This window comes from Haloferax volcanii DS2 (assembly GCF_000025685.1).
In the GTDB taxonomy this organism is placed as follows: Archaea; Halobacteriota; Halobacteria; order Halobacteriales; family Haloferacaceae; genus Haloferax; species Haloferax volcanii.
The window spans coordinates 12,386-23,419 of record NC_013968.1 but is presented as its reverse complement, the minus strand read 5'-3'; the positions used below and the strand labels follow the sequence as shown (position 1 = coordinate 23,419).

Below are 11,034 nucleotides of genomic sequence, written 5' to 3'. Positions count from 1 at the left end.
CGAATGCGTCAGTACGCACCTCTGTTATTGAGGCGGTTGTCGATGCGTCGCTTCTGACTGCTTGCTTGACTCTCACTCGTTTCACCGGGGAGTTCGCGCGCTGTCTCGCTCATGGTTGACCCGCTCGTTGATGCGCCCGGTTCGGGGGACGGCGAGTAGTCTTCGGGAACCTCGCCGGCCCACCGACTACTCGAACCCGATGCCCACGACGGCGACGGGACCGAGTTGGGCATCTTAGAGCGCACGTTCGCACGCGCACTTGACGCATACTCGTTGGCCGCGTCTGCCGCAGTCTCACGACCGCGAGTAGCGTAGTCCTCGGCTACCGAGACTGCGGGCGACCCAAGGACCGTCATCGCCTCTGGTATGAAGTTGCGCCCAACGACGATGGGAATACCAACGAACGCAACCAGTAGGCCGACGCCCGATGCGACCACCGTAACGAACGTCTCGCTGACGTTCGCGATCTCCCAACTGGTGTTGAAGATGAGAGCAGCGATAGCCGCTTGAACGACCTTTGCTCCAGCGACCCCGAAGTACATCGAGAGGCCAATACCCGACGCCGCATTCGAAAATCCGTTGTCCGCAGGCTTCATCGCCCACCAGATAGGCCAGCCTGCGACAGCGGCGATGAGCAGAACGTGTTCTGCGAGGACCACGCCAATTGCCACGACCATCGTTCCCGACTGAAATGCCAGCATGCATGCGCCGACTACGAGGCCAAGGCCGAGTTTCGAGACGCTCCCTGGCGTCGACATGAACTCTGTCCCATCTGGGACGAGGCCCATCGAGATGGCGTCGAATAGGTGGAGGCCGCCGATTGCGACCGGCCACCCGACGAAGACCATCACGGCGGCCTTTCCGATCTCCCACAGTTTCGCCTTCCCTTCGCGGGTATTCTCTCGTCCGGCGACACTCATCGCCTGCATAGTCAACACGACAATGGCGAGAGGGGCTAGTGTCCAGAATAGCCACCATGCGCCGGACCAGAGGCCGCCCTCGGGTGCTCCCCACGTCGCGGGGTCGGTAGTGCTACCAGGTGCGTTGATACCGAACACGAGGTGCTGGAACGCATCCAGAACATCACCGATACCGTTCGCGAACGACTCGACAAACCCGGCGAACGCCTCGGTGACGAACTCGACCGGGTCAATATCCAACTCGGGAACGACGTTTCCCCCGCCACCACCGCCTCCACCACCACCATCATTGGGTGGTGACCCGCCACCGCCCGAAGGTGGGCGGAAGCCACCACCGCCGACACGAGCGTTGTTACTCCCGGTCATCTATTGAAATTAAAGATTGAGTCAGCCGAACAGCGATACTATTGGTCCTCATCGTTGCCCCCTAGAAGGGGACACCGACGATGACCGTTCCAACGACACTCCACGAGGACGGCGCAAGGCAGGATACCGTGTTCATGCCCATAATTTCCGTGACCCCTGCGGCGAGTGCCGGAATGAACACACCGGAGAAGGTCGTTCCAGCGTCGACGAGTTGCTGTTTACCCTCGTGCTGCTGGCCCTGCTTGGTCGAGTTCATCTTCTCCATCGCGGTCATGCCCTTCATCACCGCCTTGATGAATAGGTACATGGCGGCCCCAATGAACACGAAGCCGATGAGCTGACCGAGGCCAGTTCCGCACATGGCATCGCCAAACTCGCCCAGCGACTGTGCTGCTGCACTCGTCGACCCGAGTGCTGTAATTCCGACTATGGTCGTCAGCGCCTTGGCCTGTCGAACCGAGAGGCGTTCTGCGACTCTTCTCTCGAATTGTTCAAACTTTTTGTCCGCACGCTCGGCCACCCGCGCGTATAGCGGGGCCGTCTCATCTTCGGTTACGTCCCCATCTTTGGGGACGTCGTTTGATTCTGTCATGGTCAGTTGGTCGCGGGGTCATCGGGGCCTCACCCCCTCACCGCCTGTCTAATTCATGTCGTCTGTCTACCATAAAAGTTGGGTACTGTGGTGTATGGACATATTGGTACAACGTCCAAGACCTATTAGTGGGCGTCACACCACATTTTTGGTATGCCGACTCAACAACGAACCATGGCAGGGAACAATGGGACACGACCGCATTTTCATGTCAGTAATTTAGTACACGGTGCAATGAAGGATCTCCGCGATGAACGCGGACTCGAAACCAACGAGATCTACGAAATCGCCGTGTACCTCTTGCTCTCGGTTGACCCCGACTCACCGTACCGACCACAACCCGACGACGATGAACTCGCCGCCTACCTTGACGAACTACTCGAGGCGGCGGAAGAGGGGGGCACGTAAGATATCCATACGCACCTCCGCACGTCGTGGCCACGAAAACACCATGATTCCGAAGATCATCAAAACACCACTCGTTAAAGCCGTCCGCGTCAGCATCGACTTCATCAAATATTTCGCGGTGTTCGTCGCCGCACTTGCCCTCCCTGCGGTCCTATTTGGTGCGGACCTCATCGGCAAGTTCACTGCCCTCGTACTGATGCTCGCGCTGCTACTCGTTGTGGGGAGCTACGGCAAATCTGTGCTGTTCTAACTGCGTTTTCGTCCGATAACAGATCTGTCTCCAGTTCTGAGCAGTGACGTAGTTTCAACTAGCTAAGATAACACGGTGAGAATTGCAGTTCAATACCTGTACCAACGTACAAATTGATGAACCTTGTTTGTACTTTATTTGATATGATTGGGATTTCAACACAACTGGTAAATGGTATTGTTCGAAATACCAAGCTGTCCACGACTTGAGTTAGTTGGTCGCGGACACGCATCCCCGTGCCTCACCACGGGATTTTCAGGCAGTCTCGACAGCGCTGACCCGATTCGAGCCGAGTGTGTCTTCGTAATGGTTGCGGCAGAGTGGAGAACAAAAGACACGTGCTATAATCGTTTCATTCATGTCTTCGACTGAATCGAATCCTCGGTCAGACATCTCGTTGATCATTGGATCGTCTAAATGTGTGTCTGAAATCAAGTATACGGTCATACTTTGTCTATCTCGCAGTCACAAGCTACATATTCCACATCTTATGTGGTAACATCGTTATCTGTTCTCCGAACCTACAGAAGTCAGAGTCCCAAGTGAGGATATGTTCAATCTGGGCTTCCTGCATTGTTGCATAGTCAAGGTATTCTCCAAAATTCGGATCTTTATCAGAATCTTTGACAAATGCGTCAATCGCCGACTGAAAGACAGTAGTTGTTGTCGGTTCAATTATAAGTGGACTCTCACCAAATGCTTCAGTCAAGCACTTCTCAGCTGCTAACTCTGATTGATTACGGTGGAGCCAAACAGCGACTTCTGTTAGTGTAGATTGGTTTATATATACTTTTTGAAACGGTAGTTCAATTCCTTCTACAAGTTCGAAAAATTCGTCTACGTAGTTCTGTTTCGTGACCGTTATATCATCTGACGGGTTTTCATGGTATCTGAATTTCAAGAATTCACGACCGATGTATATCCTACTTGGTCGTTTATCGATTCCGTAGTGTTCAAATTGAGAGGTATCCGGATAAGGTAGATCCGAGATATCCATGTAGCTACGCGGTCGTCACTTGCTCAGCAGTGTCGTCCTCAGGTTCCCACTGCAATAGCTCTTGGAAGTTCCGTTCTTCTGGTCGAAGCTTCGGAATTCGCTCATTACGAATTTCGACGCGGAGACCGTAATCATTAGCTCGACTACGGAATTGATTTGAAAGTTTCAGGAAGTTTTGCCGAGCTCGTTTGAGATTGGTGATATGGAACTCTCGGTCGTCTTCTTCGGCCGGCCCATGAATGGTGTAGTATCCAATTCGATTAGAGATCGGTCGCCACACTCCTTTGTAATAGAAACTACCCAAATGGTTGAGTAGCGTTGTATACTCGGCACGATCATCTGGATTCTCAAGATCTTGTTCTTCCAACCAAGTCATCACTTGTGTCGCAACGCGTGTGAACTCGGTCACAAACGGTGGTAAATTCCGGAATAGTGGATATTTGATAAGCTCTCTCTTTAAATCGATTGACGCCTCTTCGATAGGTGAGACTAGGTCCTCTGGCAGCGTCGTATTAGGATACTCTAGGTCACAGAACCGAGCACATTGTGTGATGTGCAAGAGTATATCCATGTTTGCGAGATACGCCTGTTTGAATGGAACTTCCCTATTCTCGTAATATGTTTTTAGCCAATAGAATGTGTCTGCCGTTAGTATATCCTCTAAGGGCTCGACCATCTCTTCCGCATAGAACTCTTTAATTTCATCTACTTCAGGTATTGGCCCACTCGAAACACCAGCGTTTGTCTGAATCGGACCTGGTTGATCGTCAAGATGGGGGAGCATATCACCGTCCAAGTACCACTGAATAGTAACGTGGTCTTGGACCTCGGGGAAATTCCGGATCCCCATAAGCAACAGTTTGTGCTCTTTAATCGAATCAACACCATTCCAATTGACGCCCTGGGCGTCGCTCACCGCCCTTTTGAGCCCACGTCGAAACGCTTCGAGAATACCCTTCTCGACATTGGACTCGCTCATTAGGTAGAACAACCACCTGCGAAGATGAAAAAGCTATGCATTGCGACTACTGGAGTTATACAGTAAGAGGACCACCCTTAATGCGGAGCCACTCACGCCTTTTGCGATAGTCGGGAACCAGCGTCCCGACGGTATTCCAGAATGCATCTGAGTGCTCGTCGTGCTTGAAGTGAGCGAGTTCGTGAGACACAACGTAGTCCTGAATCCCGCTTTGCTCGTGAAGCGGAAAATATTGGACATAGGAATTCACTGTTTCCCGCTTCAACTCCTTTGACCTAGCGGTAGAATAGAACAGGAAGAGGATGCAGTGATTTTGATACAGGTTTCTCAGACATTACCACGCAGGATAGTGATTCAGAGATGCTCTTAGACCTCTAATTTGGGTGAGAACGGCCATGTCACGGAATCCCAGACGTATATGGATTCGTATATACGCGGCAAGTGCGCCGAAAAAAGGAGTAGCGACCGATTTGGGGCGTCGTCAGTAAGCGTCGAAACAGGGGAAGCCTATGTCGCTCGTACAACATGGGCAGTCGCACTCGCCACCGTCAGTCTGGAGTTCGCCGTCCTCATCGCCGGGGTTGAGTTCGTTAGAGTCGTTCGTGAGAAGCACGCTCATCTCGTCGGGGTCAAGTTCCATCGCGGCCCGGAGCAGGTGGCGGCAGTCATCGCAGGGGTCCTGACACGGGCAGACCCAGTTGAGAAGGTCAACGGGGTATTCGCTATCGCTCTGGTAAGAGTAGACCGTAGCCATACCGGGAGCGGTGTATTCGACTTTCATCATGCCAGTCGCGCTTTCCAGTCGAGTTTCGAGTTGACTGTCTACTGCCATCACATCTACTACGTGAAGCCCCACTTACTTAATAATTACCCTATAGAGACATAACCATATAGCGTAATTATTAAATTACTTGCGTGTGTAGTAGTATCTGTGATGGCAGCAGAGAATCACGAACTTGCGCCGAAGTACCAGCCTGAACTAAGCATCGACGACGTTGTGGATGTCGAAGCCGCGACTGGCCGCTACCGGCACTTTGACCGCTACGAGGTCGTTGACCCGTGGGACAATGATTCGCGTCTGCTCGCCACGATGACCGGCGGTGCGGTGACAGTCGCGCAGGAACTTGACGACGGCTCTCACCTCGTTACGCTCGACTACGACGACCTCAACGCAATGGTTTCCGAGGACTGAGGTGAATTGAACGGACATCCCGGCGAGTGGACTAAGACCGAGCGCTCAGCGAAACCCCTCTCGCGATGGGAACGCGATGACTGCGAGCAAACGACCTCGCAGGTCATTGCCGTCTACCAACAGAAGTTCACGCACGAACACGTCGCGCGTCTCACGGTCGTCGACGCCGCGGAACTGCTTGCATACTTCGAGTGGGGTGGCCGATGAGCACCGACAGCGTCGCACGGTTTGCTCCGGGCGACCTCGTAGCTCTGATTCACGACGGTGAAATTGCAGTCGGCAAGGTTCGGTTTGTTACCGATGCCGGTGTTGACGTGCCCTTTGAGTTCACCTACTCCGTTGGAGTTGGCGGTGCAACGCGCGAGCGGGCAGGCCGACCGGAATCCGAACTTGCACCCATCAACGCCGTCGAGGACGCCGTGACGGTCGACTTCCCAAACGGAACACGTGTCGAAGTCGATACCCCGCTAGATGGCGCGTTAACCGGGACCGTCACCGCCCACGCAATCAGCGGCTACGACGACTACCGCCCTATCGTAGCATTTGATAGCGGAAACGTCCGGGCAGTCGCACGTGAGGATATATCTGAGTCGCAGGAACTGGGCAACCGCAAAGCCGAATTAGACTCTCAAAAGCGTCGTGACGACGTTGATAGCGATACGAAGGTCGTTCGTACCCCAATCGCCGCCGACGAGTAAGAGCGCCCGAGTGTCGGGCGCTGAACCCATTTTATTTTGGCACCTGCCGACGAGCGACATCCATTTTGAACACCACCTGTCCCCAACTCTGTTACGTTATGGCGTAATTTTTATAAGTGTGGGAATCCATGTTGTAGATGTGATGGCAGTAGACATCAACGCCAATGTTGACGCAGATGCGGAGAACGTCCACCGACTCGCGGACGACGAGGATGCCCGCGAGCTATTCGAGGGTGACGTCGACCTCAACGGCGCAGAGTTCCACGTCATGTACCTCAACGGGCAGGGACTCGAACGCTACGAATCGGGTAAAATCACGAACGTCGACTACACTCCCGCTGGCGAGGCAAAGTGGCACGATAACGACAACCCGATGATGACGCTCGCCTACGACACGACCGCGGAGACAAAAGACCACACCGTCTCACACACCTTCAACGATGGCGTCCCGAAGGTCGAAGTTAAAGCAGAATCAGTACCTCACAAAGCATCCTCGCCTAGCTGTCTCTGAAGCCTGAATTCTGTGGCCGAGCGGTTGCATTGGCGGTTTCGACGAGAGAATCATGGACGGATCGGCGGAGAGCCGTCGCTGTCGGCGGCGGCTGCCGCCGACGCGACAGCGTCGCCACTCCCACCGTTGGCTAGCCCGGTCGGGAGTTACCGGTGGAACCGGTCGTCCGGTGGCCGGTTCGCGGGGACGGCCCGACGCGTCGCGAGGGCCGTCCACGCTGCCCGTCGGATCATGTTGATGAACTCCTTGAATGGCCACTGCCAGAGGCGACGCCCGCCTCGGCGGGGCGTCGCCACGTACTCCCAGTGCAGATACCGCCACACGTTCTGTAACAGCAAGCTCACCACGACGTACAGCAGCCGTACAACCGGATTTTGTGTCGAGGTCGTCGCGATACTTTGTTCAGAGAGTCGATAGCTTGCCTCGATACCGAAGCGTTTCGCGTAGTGGTATCGAGCGTCTCGTGGTGAGTCGATGAACGGCGCGTCAGCGGCGTAGCCGTGACGCGCCACGCCATGTTCGTCGTACCGTCCGTTCTGGTAGGTACAGTCGATGTAGACGGGAAACTCGACGGTCCAGCTGTGACCGTCGAGTCTCGCCGTCAGACTGTGCTGAATCACGCGACTCCACCCTTCCGAGAGTTCTCGCTTGATCGTCCGTCCCCAGCGGACGATCGGCATGACGTACGCGTGGTTGTGCGCCTGAAGCAGCGTCAAACACTTGCTGTCGTAGAATTCGCGGTCAAGATAGACGGCCTTGACACCGAGGTCAAGGCCGTCGAGAATACCGAGGAACTCTGCGAGGACACTGCTGGCGGTGTCGCCGTCTTCGAGACGGCGCACCGCCAGCGTGTAGCGTTTGTTCTTCACGCGTGCGTACAGCGTCGCGTACGCGTGGAACGCGGTGGTTCCACGCTTCGCTTGTGAGTGATACAGGCCGTCCGTGTCGTCTTCGTCACCATAGTAGGGCCGCAGGTGGAGGTCTGCGCAGACCTCCACCTGCTGGGGAAGGACGTCGAGAACGTCTTTCTGGAGGAGCATGTTGCCAACCTGTTCGAGCGTTTCTAGATCGAATTTAGTGCGGAGATGGTAGAGAACGGAGTTTTCGTGGGGTGCATCTTCGCTTCTCTCACAGAGCGTTGAGACCGAGGTCCCGTCGGCGCAGGCGCCGACGAGGACCTCGTAGATGTCTTCAGCATCGAGTTCAGCGTTTTCAGCGAGTGAGAGAGCAACTTCCTCGTCAAGAGAGTTGACGAGGAAGTTAAGGAGCTGGTCCTCGTGGATTTCATCGTCTGCTTGCTGTGGTTGCTTGGACACATCTTCAGCAAGCAGACGTCTCAACTAACAGGCTTTGTGATGTACTGAGTATGCTTATCGAACTTGTGACTACGACATTACGAAACACAATAAACGTAAAGTAACAATCGACCCTGAGTAAGCCTCTTTCAACTGTTCTTCTTTTTCTTTGAATATAAAATGTAAATCAGATCGACTAGTACGATTATAGCGACTACCACTACAATTAATTCTAGTTCTGAATTTGGAAGTCCACCAGGATTTGGGCCAATTGTCTGCGCGTACATGGAAAATATATACGTCATCGCTAGGTGTCAATCTTTTGCTACCGTCCCAAAAACTTGGAGGATATAATTGATGCAGACCACAGGAACTGTCTAGTTAACCTCCTGAGCTGGCGTTCTTCCGTCGAGCGATTGATGCGGTCGCTGAAAATTATAGTAATGGATAAACACTGCATGCCACTGGCGGACGCTCAGCCGACTGCCCACCCACGAGTTGTGGAAACGGTCGACTCTCATTTTGAACGTGTGAAACCACTTCGATGAGGTTTCGCTCGGTGTAGTCGACCCGACCGTTCACACCTAATCAAGAGAAGACAGTCCGATATCCGAACGCATCGGCCAGAAACACCCACAATCTCGGAGGATGGAAGTGTTGCGTGTCTTCTGTTCAAGCATTATAATAATGAAATAGGAGAAGCCTGTCGATTCTGATTATATGTCACTCAGAAAATTTTTCCTAGCTTTCTCACCACTATAGATTCGAAAACCGCAAGACAAGAGCCTATTCAAATTCAAACAGTGTGAAAATAAGCCACGCAACGGAATCCAAACGCCGAAACTGTGGTGACGTTTCCCCCGGGATTCGGTATAGCGGCATAGGATTCATCGTCAAAATCCGGCGACGGGCCGATATTTTACTAATCCTCGTTGTCTCTCGCCGACAACGAGCTTCCAAAAACGGTATCTTTTCTGAGTAATTTTCGCTCTCCCCGAGAATTTTGAATCTTAGAATCACCCTCTGGTGAAGGACCGACTTTCCTCGGTGAATCTGGAGGGGTATCTTAGGACAGAAACCCTCGGGGTAATGCATTGGAAACCCCCCCTCTGAAACCGGAATTACAGGCGTATATGATTCCATATATGCTCAATCAAGAGCGGACTGCCGTCTTGAGAGATGACTGCGACGCTACTCGAACAGCTCCAGGCCGTCCTAACTTCGACTACCGAACAGAGCCGAAAACAGATTAGCAGTTCAATTCGCAGAGTACCAGTCGCGCGATTTCATATCTCATTACTGGCGCGTTCAGCGATGGCGTCAGCGAGGGATTCGCGTGTGTCGGGCGCACCGGCGCGTAGACCGGCACGCAGGAGCAGGCGGATAAGAACGCTCTTGTCGACCTCTCCGTCAGCGTTACCGCCTAGGTAGTCGCGGAGTGAGTCGACGGTATCGTGCATCGCTTCGGGGTTATTTTCGAGCGCGTGCAGAAGTGCAGCGGTGTGAGCGTCACGAACAGAGACGTTCGGGTGGACGTCCCCGTTTTCGACGGCCTTGAGCGCGTCGACGAGCGCGTCGGTGAGGTCGCCATCGTCCTGCTTGGTCTGTGCTGAGACGCGACTACCTTTCTGAGTCTGTGCTTTGAGTTCTTCGAGGTCGGCGTCGTCGGACATGGTTAGTTAGTCTCCGTGGAGGCCGTCGCTGTCTCGCCGTCGACGCGCTGGAGAAGTGCCGTCGCAGCGTCGGTGTAGGCGTCTTTCACTCGTTTGGCCGTCGCGAGGAGTTCATCGTTCGGGACGGCGAAGACGGTTCGGCCTTCGGCTTGTGCGTTCGGAACGCCCTGTGAGCTGGTAATGGGACTCGGGGCGATACGGTCGGGATACTGCTCGCGGAGTCGGGCGAGCATTTCGGTGTCGACGTTCGCACGCTTGTCGTACATACTCGGGAGGACCATCGCCAGTTCGAGGTCAACGTCGAAACCAGCGACAATCTCGTCAATGTCTGCGACGAGTTGATCGAGCTGTCGCTCCTCGAACTCGCCCATCGTGAGCGGGGCGATGACGCGGCCCGTCGCGAACAGTCCATTCAGCGTAACATTGTTGGTCAATCCGGGGAGGTCGAGCAGGACAACGTCGTAGCCGAGAGGGTCGACGTAGTTCGTCAGGAACTCGTCAAGGCGCGTGTAGCGGTCCTCGACGTTGACGCTCGCGAGGTCGTCGTCGACGCTGTCCAGTCCCTCGTGGGCGGGGATGAGGTCGACGTTTTCGTCAGTTTCCCAAATCATGTCCTCGACAGCATCGGGGACCTTCTCGGCGATAGTCGACCATTCTTCAGCGAACACAGTCGAGATATTCGGCCACGCATCGTCTTCGGCGGCACGAACCTCATCGTGGATGCCGAACTGCTTAGAGAGGTCGCCCTGCTTTCCTGCGAGATCGATGAGTAGGACGTTAAGCCCGTACTCTCGGGCGAGCGCTTCCCCGAGGTGTGCTGTGCTGGTGGTTTTTGTGACTCCTCCTTTGTCCATGAATAGGGCCGCTCGGAGCGCCCTGTTCGCTGTATTCTGTTTGGGCATATACAGATTCATATATGGAATCATATACACAAAAAGATGAGGGTGTGTGCGACAGACACGAGCGTATATGTGAGCGTATCTGGTGTACTACTTCACTGGAAATAGTGGGGTCGAAAAAGAGGTGTCCAAGCGCTCGGTTAGAACTCACCGAGCGTCGTCAGGATGACGTGGTCGCAGCGCTTGGTGATGCCGTCGCATCCGGCGACATAGCAGTCGATACACACCTGATGGTCGTCATCCTCGTCGCCGTG

The 11,034-nt window shown here is 54.2% G+C and carries 14 protein-coding genes and 1 pseudogene; 5 read left to right on the top strand and 10 right to left on the bottom strand.

Translation table 11 applies throughout. The features are described 5' to 3' along the window. Positions 1-8: 8 nt before the first annotated feature. Both HVO_RS21120 and HVO_RS19410 read right to left on the bottom strand, forming a co-directional pair. Positions 9-1,160: a hypothetical protein gene (locus HVO_RS21120; RefSeq protein WP_171810352.1), complete on the bottom strand. Its 1,152-nt coding sequence runs from the start codon at positions 1,158-1,160 to the stop codon at positions 9-11. Between the two features lie 187 nt (positions 1,161-1,347). Further along, complete coding sequence (locus tag HVO_RS19410; protein WP_013035671.1) at positions 1,348-1,878, bottom strand: hypothetical protein; 531 nt, start codon at positions 1,876-1,878, stop codon at positions 1,348-1,350. Positions 1,879-2,112: 234 nt separating this feature from the next. Between HVO_RS19410 and HVO_RS20670 the strand changes: the two genes are divergently transcribed. Then, positions 2,113-2,286, top strand: coding sequence for a hypothetical protein (locus tag HVO_RS20670; RefSeq protein WP_013035673.1), 174 nt, complete (start codon positions 2,113-2,115; stop codon positions 2,284-2,286). 43 nt (positions 2,287-2,329) lie between these two features. Continuing rightward, positions 2,330-2,536 carry a hypothetical protein gene (locus tag HVO_RS19405; RefSeq protein WP_013035727.1) on the top strand — a complete coding sequence of 69 codons (207 nt, stop codon included), beginning with the start codon at positions 2,330-2,332 and terminating at the stop codon, positions 2,534-2,536. 472 nt (positions 2,537-3,008) lie between these two features. On the opposite strand, the gene HVO_RS20370 is transcribed toward HVO_RS19405, so the two are convergent. From HVO_RS20370 to HVO_RS20665, 4 genes are all read right to left on the bottom strand, one after another. After that, positions 3,009-3,533, bottom strand: a complete 525-nt coding sequence (locus tag HVO_RS20370) for a type II toxin-antitoxin system VapC family toxin (RefSeq protein ID WP_013035690.1) — start codon at positions 3,531-3,533, stop codon at positions 3,009-3,011. A gap of 4 nt (positions 3,534-3,537) precedes the next feature. Beyond that, entirely contained in the window at positions 3,538-4,512 is a 975-nt protein-coding gene (locus tag HVO_RS19400; RefSeq protein WP_013035728.1) for a hypothetical protein, read from the bottom strand. A 55-nt stretch (positions 4,513-4,567) separates the two neighbouring features. Continuing rightward, positions 4,568-4,762, bottom strand: a complete 195-nt coding sequence (locus HVO_RS21375) for a M48 metallopeptidase family protein (protein WP_013035669.1) — start codon at positions 4,760-4,762, stop codon at positions 4,568-4,570. Between the two features lie 231 nt (positions 4,763-4,993). Next, on the bottom strand, positions 4,994-5,347 hold the full coding sequence (locus HVO_RS20665; RefSeq protein WP_144064061.1) for a hypothetical protein: 354 nt from the start codon (positions 5,345-5,347) through the stop codon (positions 4,994-4,996). A gap of 99 nt (positions 5,348-5,446) precedes the next feature. On the opposite strand from HVO_RS20665, the gene HVO_RS19390 reads away from it, so the two are divergent. The 3 genes from HVO_RS19390 (at position 5,447) to HVO_RS19375 (ending at position 6,913) form a co-directional block, all read left to right on the top strand. Then, entirely contained in the window at positions 5,447-5,704 is a 258-nt protein-coding gene (locus HVO_RS19390) for a hypothetical protein (RefSeq protein ID WP_013035715.1), read from the top strand. Positions 5,705-5,907: 203 nt separating this feature from the next. Continuing rightward, complete coding sequence (locus tag HVO_RS19380; protein WP_013035735.1) at positions 5,908-6,402, top strand: hypothetical protein; 495 nt, start codon at positions 5,908-5,910, stop codon at positions 6,400-6,402. 142 nt (positions 6,403-6,544) lie between these two features. Further along, complete coding sequence (locus tag HVO_RS19375; RefSeq protein ID WP_013035713.1) at positions 6,545-6,913, top strand: hypothetical protein; 369 nt, start codon at positions 6,545-6,547, stop codon at positions 6,911-6,913. Positions 6,914-7,059: 146 nt separating this feature from the next. Here the strand turns inward: HVO_RS19375 and HVO_RS19370 are convergent, their stop codons facing one another. The 4 genes and pseudogenes from HVO_RS19370 to HVO_RS19360 all read right to left on the bottom strand — a co-directional run bounded on the left by HVO_RS19370 (position 7,060) and on the right by HVO_RS19360 (position 10,735). Further along, the gene (locus HVO_RS19370; protein ID WP_013035579.1) at positions 7,060-8,229 is read right to left on the bottom strand and encodes an ISH3 family transposase; all 1,170 of its coding nucleotides are present in this window, start codon (positions 8,227-8,229) and stop codon (positions 7,060-7,062) included. A 356-nt stretch (positions 8,230-8,585) separates the two neighbouring features. Beyond that, a pseudogene (locus HVO_RS20355) lies at positions 8,586-8,841 on the bottom strand (integrase core domain-containing protein); the annotation flags it as partial. A 653-nt stretch (positions 8,842-9,494) separates the two neighbouring features. Beyond that, positions 9,495-9,881: a hypothetical protein gene (locus HVO_RS19365; RefSeq protein WP_013035707.1), complete on the bottom strand. Its 387-nt coding sequence runs from the start codon at positions 9,879-9,881 to the stop codon at positions 9,495-9,497. A 2-nt stretch (positions 9,882-9,883) separates the two neighbouring features. Then, positions 9,884-10,735, bottom strand: coding sequence for a ParA family protein (locus HVO_RS19360; protein WP_236995496.1), 852 nt, complete (start codon positions 10,733-10,735; stop codon positions 9,884-9,886). Positions 10,736-11,034 lie beyond the last annotated feature (299 nt).